The following is a 17,186-nucleotide window of genomic DNA, read 5'->3' as shown; positions in this document are numbered from 1 at the left end:
GCCCTTCGTTTCGTGGTGGTCGTGTTCCAATAGGGCCGGACCCGCCGGCATTGGGCGGGAACCGGCCGGACGCGGGCCTATCTAAGACCGGTGCTTTCGATCCAGCCCATGTGGTGGGCGAACAGCACGAACAGGAACAGGGCCACCGACAGGCCGATGCGCACCGTCAGCGCATTGACCGTGCGGTTGGTGCTGCCCTTGTCCCGCATCAGGTAGACCAGGGCGGATGCCAGACTGGCCAGGATCCCGATGAAGGCCAGTACGACGAAAACGCGCATGATGGTCTCCGGACAAATCGAATGTATTGAAGACAAATGGCCCGACCGCATTCAACCCGCTACACGGTAGCCGCCTTGCTCCTGCTTGGGATCGCCGTGGTGATCCTGGCGTCGCTGGGCCAATGGCAACTGCGGCGCGCCGACGAGCGACGCGACATTCTGGCGGCTATCGAGGCCGGCCGCAACCAGGCGCCGCTGCAGTTGTCGCCCTCGACCGCCCCGGCCGACATGAAACCGTGGCGCGTGGCCCAGGCCAGCGGCACGTGGCTGCCAGAATTCAGTGTACTGCTGGACAACCGCAACCATGACGGCCGGCCCGGCTACTGGCTGGCCACGCCGCTGCTGCTCGATGCCGACAAGCGCACCGCGGTGCTGGTGCTGCGCGGCTGGCTGCCGCGGGTGATCCAGGGCCAGGGCGCGCCGGCGCTGCCGGCCACGCCCGAGGGCGAACAGACCATCAAGGGCGAGCTGTCGACGCGCGTGCCGCGCATGTTCGAGCTGTGGTCGCTGGGCGGCCAGGATGCCTCCAGCCTGCCTGCCACGCTGCCAGCGGCGGGAGGCGTGGTGCCGCAGGTGCAGAACCTGCCGCTGGACGCCTACGCGCGTGTCACCGGCCTGACCCTGCTGCCCGCCGTGGTGAGCCAGTTCGGGCTGGGGGGGGACGACGGCCTGGTGCACGACTGGCCGCAGCCGTCGGTGAATTTCCAGCAGAACACGATCTACGCGGTAGAGTGGTTCTCTTTTGCCTTGTTCGCCGCGATCGCGTGGCTGGTGGTGCTGGGGGGCGCCATCAAGCGCATGCGCCAACGCGCGGCCAACGACCCGGTGGCCTGAGCGCCGCCTTTCCCGACAACAGGATTCCGAAACAACGTGGCTCGCGACATGACTGCTTCCCAACCCGCCCGGCGCTCGCTGACGCCCATGGTGCTGGTGTTCCTGTGCACGCTGGCGCCGATCGTGGCGGCCTTCGTGGTCTACATGAATCCGCAGTGGTGGCCGGCCGACGCCAGCAACTACGGCCAGCTGGTCGAGCCGCAGCGGCCGGTGCCGGCGCCCGAGGCGCTCAAGCTGACCACGCTGGACGGCAAGCCGTTCGACCTGCAGAGCCTGAAGGGCAAGTGGCTGCTGGTCGCGGCCGACGGCGCGGCCTGCCCGGAAAGCTGCGCCCGCAAGCTCTACATCACCCGCAACACCCACGCCAGCCAGGGCAAGAACGTCGACCGCCTGGCGCGGGTCTGGTTCATCACCGACGACGGCCCGGTGCCGGACAAGGTGATGGAGGCCTACCAGGGCACGATCATGCTGCGCGCCGATCCGGACCAGCTGGCGCGCTTCCTGCTGGCGCGCGACGGCGTGGCCGGGCAGCCTGGGCTGGCGCAGCCGATCTGGGTGATCGATCCCCTGGGCAACCTGATGATGCAGTATCCCGCCGACGCCGACGGCGTGAAGGTGCGCAAGGACATCAGCAAGCTGGTCTATAACTCGCGCATCGGTTGAATCGGTATTTAGTTGATTTCCATGGAACGCATCAAAGCGCGGTATCGCAAACTCGTCTTCTTCACCTGGTTCCTGACGCTGGACCTGATCATGTTCGGCGCCTTCGTGCGCCTGACGGACTCGGGCCTGGGCTGCCCGGACTGGCCCGGCTGCTACGGCAGCGTCACGCCGCTGGGGGCGATGGGCGATATCCACGAGGCCTCGCAGGCCATGCCGTTCGGCCCGGTGACGCTGTCCAAGGCCTGGATCGAGATGATCCACCGCTACGTCGGCTCGATCCTGGGCATGCTGATCATCGGCATCGTCTACATGGCTTGGCGCTATCGCCGCGAACTGGGCCGCTCGCCAGCCCTGGCGGTGACGACGCTGGTGGCCGTGTGCGTGCAGGGTGCGTTCGGCGCCTGGACCGTGACGCACAAGCTGATGCCCGTCGTGGTCACGGCGCACCTGGTGTTCGGCCTGTCGGTGCTGGCGCTGATGACCTGGCTGTCGGCGCGCGAACGTCCGCACCATGCCGTGGCCGCCGCGGCGCGGCGCTTCAAGCCCTGGGTGGTCGGCGGTTTCGTGCTGCTGCTGATCCAGGTGACGCTGGGCGGCTGGGTCAGCACCAACTACGCGGCGCTGGCCTGCATGGATTTCCCCATGTGCCACGGCAAATGGGTGCCTGACATGGACTTCCACGGCGGTTATTCGATCATCCGCGCCTTGGGTGAGCTGCCGTCCGGGGAAATGATCTCGCAGCCGGCGCTGACGGCGATCCACTGGGTGCATCGCAATTTCGCTTTCGTCGTGTTCGCCTACCTGGGCGTGCTGGCCTGGCGCCTGCGGGCCGACCACGGCCTGCGCGGCCCGGCCACGCTGATGCTGGCGCTGCTGGGGGCCCAGCTGCTGACCGGCCTGACGACGATCTTCTTCCAGTGGCCTTTGTTGATCGCGGTGCTGCACAATGGCGGGGCCGCCGGCCTGACGCTGGCCGCGGTGGTCCTGATGGTGCGCCTGTCCACTGCGGGCGGGGCGCCGGCCGGGGGCTACGGCCCCAATTCGGTGCGCGTTTAAAATAGGGTGCATGATGACCAGTCTTGCCGCTCCCCAATCCGGATTGCTCCGCCAGTATTTCGTTCTCACCAAGCCGCGCGTCACCCAATTGGCGGTGTTCTGCGCGGTGATCGGCATGTTCCTGGCCGTGCCAGGCGTGCCGGACATGCGCCGCGTGCTGTTCGGCACCCTTGGCATCTGGCTGCTGGCCGCGGCCGCCTTCGCCATCAACTGCCTGATCGAGCAGGAAGTCGACGCGCGCATGCTGCGCACGGCGCGGCGCGCCACCGCGCGCGGCACCATTTCCGCTTTCCAGGTGCTGAGCCTGTCCGGCCTGCTGGGCGGGGTCGGCATGTTCGTGCTGTACACGTTGGTCAACCCGCTCACCATGTGGCTGACCTTCGCCACGTTCGTCGGCTACGCCGTCATCTACACCATCATCCTGAAGCCGCGCACGCCGCAGAACATCGTCATCGGCGGCCTGTCGGGCGCCATGCCGCCCGCGCTGGGCTGGGCGGCGGTGGCCGATTCCGTGCCGGCCGAGGCCTGGCTGCTGGTGCTGATCATCTTCATCTGGACGCCGCCGCACTTCTGGGCGCTGGCCTTGTACCGCAACCATGACTACGTCAAGGCCGGCCTGCCGATGCTGCCGGTGACGCATGGCCAGCAGTTCACGCGCCTGCATATCCTGCTCTACAGCATCGCGCTGGTCGCCACCACGCTGCTGCCCACCGCGATCCGCATGAGCGGCGCGCTGTACCTGGCGTCGGCGCTGGTGCTGGGCGGCATGTTCGTGTCGTATGCCTGGCGGCTGTACCGCAACTACAGCGACGAGTTGGCGCGCAGCATGTTCCGTTTTTCCATCCTCTACCTGGCGCTGCTGTTCGGCGCCCTGCTGGTGGACCACTGGGTCGCGCTGATCTGACCCCCTGGAGATAAGTCGATGTCCGTATTTTCCGCCAGCCGACGCCTGGCCCTGCGCCTGGCCACGGCCGCCGCGTTCACCGTTGCCCTGGCCGCCTGCGGCGACAATGCGCCCCAATTCAAGGGCAGCGACATCAGCGGCACCCAGCTGGGCCGCGGCCTGGAGCTGTCGGACTACAACGGCAAGACGCGCACCTTGCAGGACTTCGCCGGCAAAGCGGTGGTGGTGTTCTTCGGCTTCACGCAGTGCCCGGACGTCTGCCCGACGTCGCTGGCCGAGCTGACCGAGGTGATGAAGAAGCTGGGCCCGGACGCCGACCGCGTCCAGGTGCTGCTGATCACCGTCGATCCCGAGCGCGACACGCCCGAAGTGCTCAAGCAATACGTAACGGCGTTCGACCCGCGTTTTCTGGGTTTGACCGGCACGCCGGACCAGGTGAAGAAGGCGGCGGCCTCGTTCAAGGCCTATTACGCCAAGGCGCCGACCAAGGACGGCAACTACACCATGGACCACACCGCGGCGTTCTACCTGCTCGACGGCAAGGGGGAATCGCGGGTGCTGGCCAACAACAACATCGGGGTCGATGCCCTGGTGCACGACATCCAGGCCCTGCTCAAGGGCTGATTGCGCGATGGCCGCCCCAGGGGCGGCCTGCCAGGATCCGCCTGCGCGACCGCGCGGCCGGCGGACCGTGGCGAGGGGCTACGCGCCCGGCGGCGTCACGCGCCGCCAGCCGCCTGCCAGCGGGCCAGCGCGTCGCGGGCCTGGTCGCCGATTTCCGTGGCGGGCAGTTCGCGGCGGTGCGACATGATCATCAAGGCATAGGGGGCGGCCAGCGCGGCCGCCTCGGGGCACAGGCGGGATTCGTCGCCGACCGACGGCGAGACGTTGCGCCAATAGTTGATGGCCGCTTCGATCTGAGGCAAGGTAATGGCATCCATGGCCCTATTGTCCACGAATGCCAGGGGCTGTCCAATTGCATTGGTGCAGCAAAGAAGCGTCACCATCGCAACATGCCGAAACCGCATCCGGGTGCTATACCACTGCCGGTTAGTAACGATGGAGCATCGTCATGAATAATCCCGTCCAGTCTGATTCCGCCCGCCGCGGTCTGCATCCGCTGGTTTCGGCCGCCGCCATCGCGGTCATCGTCATGTGTTCGGTCGGCGTCGCCGCCGTGCTCGGCTGGCTGCCCACGCCGTCGGCCACGCCGCACCCCGAGGATCCCGCGCTGGCGCAGGCCGGCCCCGAAGGCGCCAACCTGGCGCCGGTCCAGCCTGGCGCCCCCGGCCAGCCGCAAGCCCCGGGCGCGCGGCCGCCCGTGGCCCAGGCGCAGCCCCAGGCCCAGGGCCGGCCCGCGCCCGCGCTGGCCGTGCCGGCGGCGCAGGCTTGCCGCACCTGCGGCGTGGTGGAGACCATCCGCCAGGTGCAGGTGCCGGTCAAGGACAATAGCGACCACCTGGTCGGTACCATCGCCGGCGGCGTGGCCGGCGGCGTGGTCGGCAACCAGTTCGGCGGCGGCAGCGGCAAGACCGCGCTGACGGTGCTGGGCGCGGTGGGCGGCGCTTTGGCAGGCCGTGAAGTTGAGCGTAATATCAGGCAGCAACAAACGGTGACGCACTATGAGCTCACGGTCCGCCTGAACGACGGCAGCACGCGCCAGTTCCGCAGTGCGCAGCCGTTCGCGTTTGCGTCCGGCGACCACGTGCGCGTGGAAAATAACCAGCTGCTGCCGGGATGACCGTGCCGGCCGGCAGCCCTTTGCGATCTATGGGGAACCAGGAATGAGCGACCAACACAGCAACCCGTTCGTCCTGCCCGGCATGGGCCAGAATGCCGACCTGTCGGGCAATCCGCTGCTGGCCAGCATGGAAATGATGCGCCAGGCCTGGGCCGGCCTGACCGGCCCGGGCGGGTTGGCGAGCAGCCTGCCGATGGCGCCGCCGATGAACCTGGAAGACCTGGACCGCCGCATCGCGGAACTGCGTTCGGTGGAAAACTGGCTGCGCATGAACCTGTCGATGCTGTCCAGCACGATCCAGGGCATGGAAGTGCAGCGTTCCACCATCAGCACCCTGCGCGCCTTCGTCGACTCGGCCGCCAATATGGACCTGGGCGCCGTGCGTGAAAGCGGCGCGGCGTCGCCGCTGGAAGTGGTGCTGGGCCTGAAGCCGGCGCCCGCCGCCAAGCGCGAGCCCGTCAGGGAGCCGCCGGCCGCGGCCCCCAAGGACGGGAACAAGGATGCGAACGCGGCGGCCGGGGCGGCGCCGCAGCCGGACATGACCGAACAGATGGGCGCGGCGGCGCAGTCCGCGTCCAAGGCGTGGTGGGACCTGCTGCAGCAGCAGTTCAACCAGATCGCCGCGGCCACGGCCGCGTCCATGCCGGGCGGCGGCCCCGCGCCCGATGCGGGGGCGGCGCCCAAGGCCTCGCCGGGCGGCCCCAAAGCCGCGGCCAAGCCGGCGGCCAAGGCGGCCAAGGCCAGCGGCCAGACCGCCGCCAGGAAGACCGCGCGCAAACCGGCCGCCAAGCCGGCTGCCAAGAACACCGGGCCTGCCGACGGCAAGCCCTGAATTTTTTCAATCCAGATCCGGGGCCGCCGCGCCGGCCCCGGGCGTTTTCGATACATCGGAACTTATGCTTAACGTAGTGATTCTCGCCGCCGGACTCGGCAAGCGCATGCAGTCGGACCTGCCCAAGGTGCTGCACACCCTGGCTGGCAAACCCATGCTGGCCCACGTGCTGGACAGCGCCCGCCAGCTGGAGCCGGCCCGTGTCATCGTGGTGGTCGGCCATGGTGCCGACCGCGTCAAGCAGGCCTTCTCCGGACAGGACGATCTGCGCTTCGCGCTGCAGCAGCCGCAGCAGGGCACGGGCCACGCGGTCCAGCAGGCCGTGCCGCAACTGCTCGAAGGCGATGGCCAGGACGACGTGACCCTGGTGCTGTACGGCGACGTGCCGCTGGTGCAGCCCGAGACGCTGCGCGGGCTGCTGCAGGCGCGCGGCGCCGGCGCGGCGGTGCTGACCGAAGTGCTGGCCGACTCCACCGGCTATGGCCGCATCGTGCGCGACGCCGCCGGCAACGTCTGCCGCATCGTCGAGCACAAGGACGCCTCCGAGGCCGAGCGCGCCATCAAGGAAGTCAACACCGGCATCCTGGTGGCGCCGACCGCCAAGCTCAAGGACTGGCTCTCGCGCATCGACAACAACAACGCCCAGGGCGAGTACTACCTGACCGACGTGGTCGGCCTGGCCGTGACCGACGGCGTGCCGGTGGGCGCGGCCCAGCCGGGCGCGTCCTGGGAAACGCTGGGCGTGAACAGCCGCGTGCAGCAGGCCGAACTGGAGCGCCGTTGGCAGGCCGAGCAGGCGCGTCGCCAGCTCGAGGCCGGCGTGACGCTGGCCGACCCCGCGCGTTTCGACGTGCGCGGCACGCTGACCTGCGGCCGTGACGTGTTCATCGACGTGGGCTGCGTGTTCGAGGGCAAGGTGACGCTGGCCGACGGCGTGCGCGTGGGTCCGCATTGCGTGCTGCGCGACGTGAGCATCGGCGCGGGCACGCAGATCGAGGCCTTCAGCCATCTGCACGAGGCCCAGGTCGGCGGCGATGCGCGCATCGGCCCGTACGCCCGCCTGCGTCCGGGCGCCGAGCTGGGTGACCGTACCCACGTCGGCAACTTCGTCGAGATCAAGAAGAGCGTGCTGGGCGCCGACAGCAAGGCCAACCACCTGGCCTACATCGGCGACGCCGACATCGGCGCGCGCGTGAACGTGGGCGCGGGCGCCATCACCTGCAACTACGACGGCGTCAACAAGCACCGTACCGTCATCGAAGACGACGCCTTCATCGGCTCGGACACGCAGCTGGTGGCCCCGGTGCGCGTGGGCCGCGGCGCGACGCTGGGCGCCGGCACCACCCTGACCCGCGACGCGCCGGCCGACAAACTGACGGTGACGCGCGTCAAGCAGCTCACCATCGACGGTTGGCAACGGCCGGTCAAGAAGTCGTGACGCCGCCGGCGTCTGAAACCCCGGCCGGCGGCGCCAGGCCCGCCGCGCCGGACGGCCTGCCGGTCCCGCGCCGCTATTGGGCCGCGGCGACCGTCATGACGGGCATCAGCCTGTCGGTGCTGGACACCACCATCGCCAACGTCGCCCTGCCGACCATCGCCGCCGACCTGAACGCGTCGCCGGCGCAGGCGGTGTGGGTGGTCAACGCCTACAACCTGGCGGTGGTGATGATGCTGCTGCCGCTGTCGGCGCTGGCCGAGCGCATCGGCTTTCGCCGCATGTTCACTTTCGGGCTGGTGCTGTTCACGCTGGCCTCGCTGGGCTGCGCGCTGGCCGGCACGCTGGTGCAGCTGACGCTGGCGCGGGTGTTCCAGGGCGTGGGCGCGGCGACGCTGATGTGTCTGTTCGGCGGCCTGGTGCGCAACATCTATCCGCTCAAGATGCTGGGCCGGGGCATCAGCCTGAACGCCACCACGGTGGCGGTGATGTCGGTGCTGGGGCCGACCATCGGCTCGGCGATCCTGTCGGTGGCGCCGTGGCCGTGGATCTTCGCGGTCAACCTGCCGATCTGCGTGCTGGCCATGTTCGGCCTGCGTCACCTGCCCGAGGTGCCGCGCAATGACGTGAAGCTGGACTGGATCAGCGCCCTGCTGTGCATGGCGACGCTGGGCGTGTTCATCACCGGCATCGACATGATGGGCGAGGATCTGCTGCGCGGCATCGGCCTGGTGGCGATCGCGGCCGTGGCGGGCCTGGTGCTGGTGCGCCGCGCCAGCCGCCAGCCCGCGCCGCTGGTGCCGGTGGACCTGCTGCGCATCCGGCCGCTGGCGTTCGCGGTGGGGGCGTCGGCCTGCACCTTCGCGGCGCAGATGGCGTCGTATGTGTCGCTGCCGTTCTATTTCCAGCAGGTGCTGGGCCGGCCGTATCTCGAGGTCGGCCTGCTGATGGGCGCCTGGCCGGTGGGCACGGCGCTGATCGCGCCGGTGGCGGGCCGCCTGTCGGACCGCTATTCCGCCGCCACCCTGAGCGGCGTGGGCGCGGCCACCATGGTGGTGGGCATGCTGTGGCTGGCGGCGCTGCCGGCAGCCGTGGGCAACGTGCCGATCATGGCCGGCATGTTCGTGGCCGGGGTGGGCTTCGGCTTCTTCCAGACGCCCAACAACCGCGCCATGCTGTCGGCCGCCCCGCGCTCGCGCAGCGGCGCGGCGGGCGGCCTGCAGGCTACCACCCGGGTGTTCGGGCAGAGTTTCGGCACCGCGCTGGTGGCGATCGCCTTCAGCGTCAGCGTGGCGCATGGCCCCGGACTGGCCCTGGTGCTGGGCACGATCTGCGCCGCCCTGGCGGTGGTGGTGAACACGGTGCGCTTCAGCAAGCTGCGGGCGCCGTAGCGCGCCCTCCGCTCCCGGGCCGGGCGGCGCCAGACCCGCCGGCCGGCCCGCTTCTATAATGGCGACCGGCGCTGGGGTGGGATGCCCCGGCGCGATGATTACCTATTTTTAAGGCGTTCAGGCATGAAGATCACGGTCGTGGGTACCGGTTACGTAGGGTTGGTGTCGGGGGCGTGCCTGGCCGACATGGGCAACGACGTCATGTGCCTGGACGTGGACGCGGCCAAGATCGCCCTGCTGCGCCAGGGCGGCATTCCGATCTACGAGCCGGGCCTGGAAGACCTGGTGCGGCGCAACGTGCAGGCAGGCCGGCTGCATTTCACCGATGACGTGGCGCAGAGCGTGGCGTTCGGCGACGTGCAGTTCATCGCCGTCGGCACGCCGCCGGGCGAGGACGGCTCGGCCGACCTGAAGTACGTGCTGGCCGCGGCCCGCAACATCGCCCGCCACATGACCACCCGCAAGCTGATCGTGGACAAGTCCACCGTGCCGGTCGGCACCGCCGACAAGGTGCGCGCCGCGGTCGAGCAGGAGCTGGCCGCGCGCGGCGTCGAGGTGCCGTTCAGCGTCGCGTCCAATCCCGAATTCCTGAAGGAAGGCGCGGCGATCAACGACTTCATGAGCCCGGACCGCGTCATCGTCGGCGCCGACGACGACTACACCATCGGCGTCATGCGCCGCATCTACGAGCCGTTCCAGCGCACCCACGACCGCCTGATGGTGATGGACGTGCGCTCGGCCGAGCTGACCAAGTACGCCGCCAACGCCATGCTGGCCACCCGCATCTCGTTCATGAACGAGATGGCCAACCTGGCCGAGGCGCTGGGCGCCGACATCGAGCAGGTGCGCCGGGGCATCGGCGCCGATCCGCGCATCGGCTACCACTTCCTGTATCCGGGCGCCGGCTACGGCGGTTCGTGCTTCCCCAAGGACGTGCAGGCGCTGGTCAACACCGCCGCCGAGAATGCGCTGCCGATGCGCGTCATCGAGGCGGCCGAGGCCGCCAACCACGCGCAGAAGTTCCGCCTGTCGGAAAAGCTGGTGGCGCGCTACGGCGAGGACCTGAGCGGCCGCAAGTTCGCGCTGTGGGGCCTGTCGTTCAAGCCCAATACCGATGACATGCGCGAGGCGCCCAGCCTGACCGTGATCGCCGAGCTGACGCGGCGCGGCGCCAGTGTGCGCGCCTACGATCCGGTGGCCATGCACGAGGCCGGCCGCGTGCTGGCCGGCCAGGCCGGCGTGAGCTTCGCCACCGACATGTACGACGCGCTCGACGGCGCCGACGCGCTGTTGATCGCCACGGAATGGAAGGTCTTCCGCGCGCCCGACTTCGACCGCGTCAAGGCCCTGCTCAAGACCCCGCTCATCATCGACGGCCGCAACCTCTACACGCCGGCCGACGTGCGCGCCCAGGGCTTCGAGTACTCGGGCATCGGCCGCGCATGAAGATCCTGCAGCTCAACTTCGAGAAGGGCTGGCGCGGCGGCGAGCGGCAGACGCTGTATTGCATGCGCGCCTTCCGCAATGCCGGCCACCAGGTCGAAGTGCTGTGCCGCGAAGGCGGCCCGCTGGCCGAACGCGTGCGCCAGGAGGGCTTCGTGGCGCACACCGTCCGCAATGTGCCGGCGCAGCTGGCGTTCCTGGCGCGCGCGGGCAGCGGCTATGACATCATCCATGCCCAGACCGCCAACACCATCACCTGGGCGGTGCTGACCAAGTGGCTGCACCGGCGCCCGGTGGCGTTCTCGCGCCGCACCTCGTTCGTGGTCAAGCCGAACGAGGAATGGAAGACCGGCTACAAGTGGCGCCATACCGACCTGTTCGTGGCGATCAGCGACATGGCGGCCAGCGAGCCGCGGCGCCTGGGGCTGGACCCGGTCATCATCCGCAGCGCGGTCGAGCCGCACCAGATCAACCAGGCGAACGTCGCCGCGCTGGTGCGCGAGTTCGGCCTGGAAGGCAAGAAGGTCATGGCCACGTCGGCCGCGCTGATCCGCGACAAGGATCCGGTGACGCTGGTGCGCGCGGTGGCCGAACTGGCCAGGACGCGGCGCGACTTCGTCTTCCTGCATTTCGGCGCCGGCGGCGACCGCGAACAGCAGGCGCGCGACGAGGCGCGCGCGCTGGGCGTCGAGGACGTCTACCGCTTCGCGGGCTTTCGCAAGGGCGTCGAGGATTTCTACAGCATCCTCGACGTCTTCGTCATGAGCTCCGAGGAAGAGGCGCTGGGCAGCAGCGTGCTGGACGCCTTCCTGCAGCGCGTGCCGGTGGTGTCCACCGACGCCGGCGGCTTGAAGGAAAGCCTGGCCGATGGCCGCGGCGTGCTGTGCGCGGTGGCCGATTTCCATGCCATGGCGCAGGGCATGGCGCGTTGCCTGGACGATGCCGCGTTCCGCCAGGAGATCACCGACCGTGCCTATGACTACGTGCGCGACGAGCACGACGTGCAGAAGATGGGCAACCGTTACCTGGCGCAGTTCGAGCGGTTGCTGGCGGCCCGCTGAGGCGCGTCGCTATGGCGCCCGCAGGTCGATGCGGGTCTCGAACTTGGCGCGATGCACCGAGAAGAACGTGCGCACGTTGCGCACGTTGGCGTGCGCGGTGAAGGCGCGGTGCGCCAGCGCGTGATAGGCCGGCATGTCCCGGACCTGCGCGATCACCACGAAATCCGGCCCCGGCGACACGCGGTAGCACTGCAGCACCGCCGGTTCGGCCAGCATGATCTGTTCGAAGGCGTCCAGGCTTTCGGCCGCCTGCACGTCCAGCGTGATCTCGACGATGGCGGTCAGCGTGCTGCCCAGCTTCTCGGCCGCCAGGATGGCCACCTGGCGCGCAATCACCCCTTCTTCCACCAGGCGCCGCACCCGCCGCAGGCAGGTCGGCGGCGAGGCATGCACGCGCGAGGCGAGTTCCTGGTTGGTCAGCGAATTGTCGTCCTGCAGCTGTTCCAGGATGCGCAGGTCCAGATCATCCAGTTCGGGGTGGGAAAGCGGCGGATTTTGCATGATTAATTCACCAATCCGTTATTCATGAAATATTATTTAATCACAAATATGTAAGTGAATAAACTGTCAAATCTGAGCAGATAAAGAAATCAAATTTCTTGGCGCTGCGCGCACAATGCGTTCCGTACTCGAACTTTCCGGAGTCTCTCCTATGTGCGGCATTGTTGGCGCCGTCGCCCAGCGCGACATCACCCCGATCCTGGTCGAAGGCCTGAAGCGGCTGGAATACCGTGGCTATGACTCCTGCGGCGTCGCCGTGTATGCCGACGGCCACCTGCGCCGCACGCGCAGCACCCAGCGCGTGGCCGAGCTGGCCGAACAGGTCGCCCAGGACCACCTGCAAGGCTTCACCGGCATCGCCCACACCCGCTGGGCCACGCACGGCGTGCCCGCCACGCACAACGCCCACCCGCACTTCTCGCGCCTGGGCAACGACGAGCCGCGCATCGCGCTGGTGCACAACGGCATCATCGAGAACCATGACGAACTGCGCGCCGAGCTGCAGGCCGTGGGCTACGTGTTCGAAAGCCAGACCGACACCGAAGTGATCGCGCACCTGGTCAACCACCTTTACGCGGGCGACCTGTTCGAGGCCGTGCAGAATGCCGTGCGCCGCCTGCATGGCGCCTACGCCATCGCCGTGTTCTGCCGCGACGAACCGCACCGCGTGGTTGGCGCGCGCCAGGGCTCGCCGCTGGTGGTGGGCGTGGGCCAGAACGAGAACTTCCTGGCCTCGGACGCGCTGGCGCTGGCCGGCACCACCGACCAGATCATCTACCTGGAAGACGGCGACGTCGTCGACCTGCAGCTGGCTCGCGTCTGGATCGTGGACGCCAACGGCAAGAACGTGAAGCGCGAAGTGCACACGGTGCACGTGCACACGGGCGCGGCCGAGCTCGGCCCCTACCGCCACTACATGCAGAAGGAAATCTTCGAGCAGCCGCGCGCCGTCGGCGACACGCTGCAGGACATCGAGTCCATCACGCCCGAGCTGTTCGGCGACGACGCCTACAAGATCTTCAAGGACGTCGACTCGCTGCTGATCCTGGCGTGCGGCACCAGCTACTACGCCGGCCTGACCGCCAAGTACTGGATCGAATCGATCGCCAAGATCCCGGTGGCCGTCGAAATCGCCAGCGAATACCGCTACCGCGACAGCGTGCCGAACCCGCGCTCGCTGGTGGTCACGATCTCGCAGTCGGGCGAGACCGCCGACACCCTGGCCGCGCTCAAGCACGCCCGTTCGCTGGGCATGGAAAACACGCTGACCATCTGCAACGTGTCGACCAGCGCCATGGTGCGCGAGTGCAAGCTGTCGTACATCACCCGCGCCGGCGTCGAAATCGGCGTGGCCTCGACCAAGGCCTTCACCACGCAGCTGACCGCGCTGTTCCTCTTGACGCTGGCGCTGGCGCAGGTGCGCGGCCGCCTGACCGAGGAGCAGGAGGCCGAGCACCTGAAGGCGCTGCGCCACCTGCCCGTGGCCATCGGCTCGGTGCTGGCGCTGGAACCGCAGATCATGGCGTGGGCCGACCGCTTCGCCTCCAAGGAAAACGCGCTGTTCCTGGGCCGCGGCATGCACTACCCGATCGCGCTGGAAGGCGCGCTCAAGCTCAAGGAAATCAGCTACATCCACGCCGAGGCCTACCCGGCCGGCGAACTCAAGCACGGCCCGCTGGCCCTGGTGACCGAGCACATGCCCGTGGTCACCATCGCGCCCAAGGACGAGCTGCTGGAAAAGCTGAAGTCCAACATGCAGGAAGTGCGCGCGCGGGGCGGCGAGCTGTACGTGTTCGCCGATGCGGACAGCAAGATCCAGAGCGCCGAAGGCATGCACGTGATCCGCATGCCCGAGCACTACGGCAAGCTGTCGCCGATCCTGCATACCGTGCCGCTGCAACTGCTGTCGTACCACACGGCCTGCGCCCGCGGCACGGACGTGGACAAGCCGCGTAATCTGGCCAAGAGCGTGACGGTGGAGTAAACCGCTGGCCACGCATCGTTCCCGGGACGATGCGTGTGGACCGGGATCCCGAAGGGCCGCATTCGCGGCCCTTTTTTCATGTCGAGTGCGTGGAGCCGTCGCGTCTGCCCAGGCGGGGGCGCGGCATGCCAATGACGAACGTGTGGGAGGAGGGATGGCCGCGGCGTACGGGAGGCCGAGGCCTGGCCGCGAGCCCGGTTCAGGCCGGGCACATCATCATGAGCGAAACTAATGATTTCATGGAAATTAAATCATTATTATTCATACAAGGCCCGGCATAAAATACGACCCGAATATAGATGCTGTCAATACTGCTTAATCAAAAAAATCCAAAAAATATTGGAAATAATGAAAAGCAGGAAATAACGCGGGTTTTATCTGAGAAATTTGGGCGCTGGATCAAAATGAGTAAAGAGTTCGCATTTTCCATCAAGAGTATTTGTTTCGACGAAGATTATCGTCCCGCCGACAATACGCGAATCACGACCAACTTCGCCAATCTGGCGCGAGGCGAAAGCCGCCAGGAAAATCTGCGCAACACGCTCAGGATGATCGACAACCGTTTCAATGCGCTGGCGCATTGGGACAACCCCAAGGGCGACCGTTACGGCGTCGAACTTGAAATCATTTCGGTCGAATTGAGTATCGACGGCGAAAGCAGCGGCAATGCGCTGCCCCTGATCGAGATCCTGAAGACGAACATCGTCGATCGCAAGACCAACGAGCGCATCCAGGGCATCGTGGGGAACAATTTCTCCTCGTACGTGCGGGATTACGACTTCAGCGTGGTGCTGCTGGAGCACAACAAGGACCAGCCCCAGTTCAGCGCCCCGGAAGGCTTCGGCGATCTGCATGGCAAGCTGTTCAAGAGTTTCGTGAACTCCAGCACCTACAAGGAAAACTTCAACAAGCCGCCCGTCATCTGCCTGAGCGTCTCGAGCAGCAAGGTCTACCAGCGGACGGAAAACCAGCATCCGGTGCTGGGTGTCGAGTACCAGCAGGATGAGTATTCCCTGACCGACGAGTACTTCAAGAAAATGGGGATGAAGGTTCGCTACTTCATGCCGCCGAACAGCGCCGCGCCGCTGGCGTTCTATTTCACGGGCGATCTGCTGGGTGATTACACCAATCTCGAGCTGATCAGCACCATCAGCACGATGGATACCTTCCAGAAGATTTACCGCCCCGAGATCTACAACGCGAATTCGGGCGCGGGGAAATCCTACCAACCCAGTCTGAAGCACCAGGATTATTCGTTGACCCGGATTGTCTACGATCGAGAGGAACGTGGTCGGCTGGCTGTCGAGCAGGGCAGGTTTGTGGAAGAGCAATTCATCAAGCCCTACCAGACGATTCTTGAACAGTGGTCCGCGGCCACTCCTCTTTGATTAATCAGCGCATCAGGTCATCATTGTGAAAAAACTGCTTCCCACCTCCACCGCCGGCAGCCTGCCCAAACCCTCCTGGCTGGCTGAGCCCGAGACCCTGTGGTCGCCCTGGAAATTGCAGGATGGCGGACTGCTCGAGGGTAAACAGGATGCCCTGCGCCTGTCGCTGCAGGAACAGCAACACGCGGGCATCGACATCGTCAGCGATGGCGAGCAGACCCGCCAGCATTTCGTGACGACGTTCATCGAGCACCTGGACGGCGTCGATTTCGAGAACCGCAAGACCGTCCGCATCCGTGATCGCTATGACGCGAGCGTGCCGACGGTGATGGGCGCGGTTGCCCGCAAGAAGCCGGTGTTCGTCGAGGACGCCCAGTTCCTGCGCCAGCAGACCAAGCAGCCGATCAAGTGGGCCCTGCCGGGTCCCATGACGATGATCGACACGCTGTACGACGATCACTACAAGAGCCGCGAAAAGCTGGCCTGGGAATTCGCCAAGATCCTGAACCAGGAAGCCAGGGAACTCGAGGCGGCCGGCGTCGACATCATCCAGTTCGACGAACCCGCGTTCAACGTCTTCTTTGACGAGGTCAACGACTGGGGCGTCGCCACGCTGGAACGCGCCATCGAAGGGCTGAAGTGCGAAACCGCCGTCCACATCTGCTATGGCTACGGCATCAAGGCCAACACGGATTGGAAGAAGACGCTGGGCTCGGAATGGCGGCAATACGAAGAAGCCTTCCCCAAGCTGCAGAAGTCCAATATCGACATCGTCTCGCTGGAATGCCACAACTCCCACGTGCCGATGGAGCTGATCGAACTGATCCGCGGCAAGAAGGTGATGGTGGGCGCCATCGACGTGGCGTCCAACACCATTGAAACCCCCGAGGAAGTGGCCAACACGCTGCGCAAGGCGCTGCAGTTCGTGGACGCCGACAAGCTCTATCCGTGCACCAACTGCGGCATGGCGCCGCTGTCCCGCGCCATCGCACGCGCCAAGCTGAGCTCGTTGAGCGCCGGCGCGGAAATCGTCCGCAACGAACTCTCGAACTGATTTCGAGACGGAAAATGGCCGTCGCAAGCTGCTTGCGACGGCCAGATTCGCAAGTCCCTACGTCGCATTCGCGCTGCACCCAGTCGCCAGCATTTGGCTGTACCTACCATGTCACTCCCCAGTCCTGCCATCGAGCCGTTGCGCTTTCGTGAAGCGCTCGGGCACTACGCGTCCGGTATCACGGTGGTCACCACCCACATCGATGGCGAGCCGATCGGCTTTACCTGCCAGTCGTTCCACAGCGTGTCGATGAGTCCGCCGCTGGTGTCGTTCAGCGTGATGTCCAATTCGGCCAGCTATCCGAAGATTCGCCAGGCGGGCCGGTTCGCCGTGAACATCCTGTCGGATGGGCAGGTCGAGGTGTCCAACCAGTTCGCCCGGCGCGGCACGGACAAGTGGCTCGGCATCGACTGGCAGGAATCGCCGCTGGGCAATCCGCTCATTGCCGGCAGCCTGCACTGGATCGATTGCGAGATCCATGCGGAATACGCCGCGGGTGATCACGTGATCGTGATTGGCGAAGTGAAGGCGTTGGATCTGCAGCAAGCCGGCGCCACGCAGCCTTTGCTGTATTTCAAAGGACAGTATCGCAACATGGCCGCGCATGACGCGGCTTGAGCG

At 66.8% G+C, this 17,186-nt stretch carries 18 protein-coding genes; 15 read left to right on the top strand and 3 right to left on the bottom strand.

Features of this window, described 5'->3' with window-relative positions:
• Positions 1-77 precede the first annotated feature (77 nt).
• Positions 78-278 carry a twin transmembrane helix small protein gene (locus tag I6I07_RS06035; protein WP_006392373.1) on the bottom strand — a complete coding sequence of 67 codons (201 nt, stop codon included), beginning with the start codon at positions 276-278 and terminating at the stop codon, positions 78-80.
• A 36-nt stretch (positions 279-314) separates the two neighbouring features.
• On the opposite strand from I6I07_RS06035, the gene I6I07_RS06030 reads away from it, so the two are divergent.
• Genes I6I07_RS06030 through I6I07_RS06010 form a run of 5 tightly spaced genes read left to right on the top strand, consistent with a single transcriptional unit; the run spans position 315 to position 4,359 of the window.
• Positions 315-1,112: an SURF1 family protein gene (locus I6I07_RS06030; protein ID WP_198485989.1), complete on the top strand. Its 798-nt coding sequence runs from the start codon at positions 315-317 to the stop codon at positions 1,110-1,112.
• Positions 1,113-1,160: 48 nt separating this feature from the next.
• On the top strand, positions 1,161-1,775 hold the full coding sequence (locus I6I07_RS06025) for an SCO family protein (protein WP_232625922.1): 615 nt from the start codon (positions 1,161-1,163) through the stop codon (positions 1,773-1,775).
• Between the two features lie 21 nt (positions 1,776-1,796).
• Entirely contained in the window at positions 1,797-2,831 is a 1,035-nt protein-coding gene (locus tag I6I07_RS06020; protein ID WP_006392376.1) for a COX15/CtaA family protein, read from the top strand.
• Positions 2,832-2,844: 13 nt separating this feature from the next.
• Entirely contained in the window at positions 2,845-3,735 is an 891-nt protein-coding gene (gene cyoE / locus I6I07_RS06015; protein ID WP_198487435.1) for a heme o synthase, read from the top strand.
• Positions 3,736-3,753: 18 nt separating this feature from the next.
• A complete protein-coding gene (locus tag I6I07_RS06010; RefSeq protein ID WP_006392378.1) occupies positions 3,754-4,359 on the top strand; it encodes an SCO family protein in 606 nt (201 codons plus the stop codon).
• A gap of 95 nt (positions 4,360-4,454) precedes the next feature.
• Here the strand turns inward: I6I07_RS06010 and I6I07_RS06005 are convergent, their stop codons facing one another.
• Complete coding sequence (locus I6I07_RS06005) at positions 4,455-4,676, bottom strand: DUF3717 domain-containing protein (RefSeq protein ID WP_006392379.1); 222 nt, start codon at positions 4,674-4,676, stop codon at positions 4,455-4,457.
• Between the two features lie 131 nt (positions 4,677-4,807).
• Between I6I07_RS06005 and I6I07_RS06000 the strand changes: the two genes are divergently transcribed.
• The 6 genes from I6I07_RS06000 (at position 4,808) to I6I07_RS05975 (ending at position 11,638) form a co-directional block, all read left to right on the top strand.
• Positions 4,808-5,476: a glycine zipper 2TM domain-containing protein gene (locus I6I07_RS06000; protein WP_198485988.1), complete on the top strand. Its 669-nt coding sequence runs from the start codon at positions 4,808-4,810 to the stop codon at positions 5,474-5,476.
• Between the two features lie 43 nt (positions 5,477-5,519).
• On the top strand, positions 5,520-6,308 hold the full coding sequence (locus I6I07_RS05995) for a PhaM family polyhydroxyalkanoate granule multifunctional regulatory protein (protein WP_198485987.1): 789 nt from the start codon (positions 5,520-5,522) through the stop codon (positions 6,306-6,308).
• A gap of 64 nt (positions 6,309-6,372) precedes the next feature.
• Positions 6,373-7,746, top strand: a complete 1,374-nt coding sequence (glmU, locus tag I6I07_RS05990; protein WP_198485986.1) for a bifunctional UDP-N-acetylglucosamine diphosphorylase/glucosamine-1-phosphate N-acetyltransferase GlmU — start codon at positions 6,373-6,375, stop codon at positions 7,744-7,746.
• Positions 7,743-9,134, top strand: coding sequence for an MFS transporter (locus tag I6I07_RS05985; protein WP_180189620.1), 1,392 nt, complete (start codon positions 7,743-7,745; stop codon positions 9,132-9,134). Before glmU ends, I6I07_RS05985 begins: the two co-directional genes overlap by 4 nt.
• Positions 9,135-9,257: 123 nt before the next feature.
• A complete protein-coding gene (locus tag I6I07_RS05980; protein WP_054433801.1) occupies positions 9,258-10,580 on the top strand; it encodes a UDP-glucose dehydrogenase family protein in 1,323 nt (440 codons plus the stop codon).
• A complete protein-coding gene (locus tag I6I07_RS05975) occupies positions 10,577-11,638 on the top strand; it encodes a glycosyltransferase family 4 protein (RefSeq protein WP_198485985.1) in 1,062 nt (353 codons plus the stop codon). Before I6I07_RS05980 ends, I6I07_RS05975 begins: the two co-directional genes overlap by 4 nt.
• Positions 11,639-11,647: 9 nt before the next feature.
• Here the strand turns inward: I6I07_RS05975 and I6I07_RS05970 are convergent, their stop codons facing one another.
• Positions 11,648-12,139, bottom strand: coding sequence for an Lrp/AsnC family transcriptional regulator (locus I6I07_RS05970; RefSeq protein WP_054433805.1), 492 nt, complete (start codon positions 12,137-12,139; stop codon positions 11,648-11,650).
• A 151-nt stretch (positions 12,140-12,290) separates the two neighbouring features.
• On the opposite strand from I6I07_RS05970, the gene glmS reads away from it, so the two are divergent.
• The 4 genes from glmS (at position 12,291) to I6I07_RS05950 (ending at position 17,183) form a co-directional block, all read left to right on the top strand.
• A complete protein-coding gene (glmS, locus tag I6I07_RS05965) occupies positions 12,291-14,123 on the top strand; it encodes a glutamine--fructose-6-phosphate transaminase (isomerizing) (protein ID WP_198485984.1) in 1,833 nt (610 codons plus the stop codon).
• A 404-nt stretch (positions 14,124-14,527) separates the two neighbouring features.
• Positions 14,528-15,511, top strand: a complete 984-nt coding sequence (locus I6I07_RS05960) for a DUF1852 domain-containing protein (RefSeq protein ID WP_198487434.1) — start codon at positions 14,528-14,530, stop codon at positions 15,509-15,511.
• 25 nt (positions 15,512-15,536) lie between these two features.
• Positions 15,537-16,565 (top strand): methionine synthase, encoded by a 1,029-nt coding sequence (locus tag I6I07_RS05955; RefSeq protein ID WP_198485983.1) that lies wholly within the window; start codon positions 15,537-15,539, stop codon positions 16,563-16,565.
• 108 nt (positions 16,566-16,673) lie between these two features.
• A complete protein-coding gene (locus I6I07_RS05950) occupies positions 16,674-17,183 on the top strand; it encodes a flavin reductase family protein (RefSeq protein WP_198485982.1) in 510 nt (169 codons plus the stop codon).
• The last annotated feature ends 3 nt before the right edge of the window (positions 17,184-17,186 follow it).

The sequence above is a fragment of the Achromobacter deleyi genome (genome assembly GCF_016127315.1).
In the GTDB taxonomy this organism is placed as follows: Bacteria; Pseudomonadota; Gammaproteobacteria; order Burkholderiales; family Burkholderiaceae_B; genus Achromobacter; species Achromobacter insuavis_A.
Note: the sequence above shows the minus strand (reverse complement) of the source record. Positions and strands in the feature narration are given on the sequence as shown.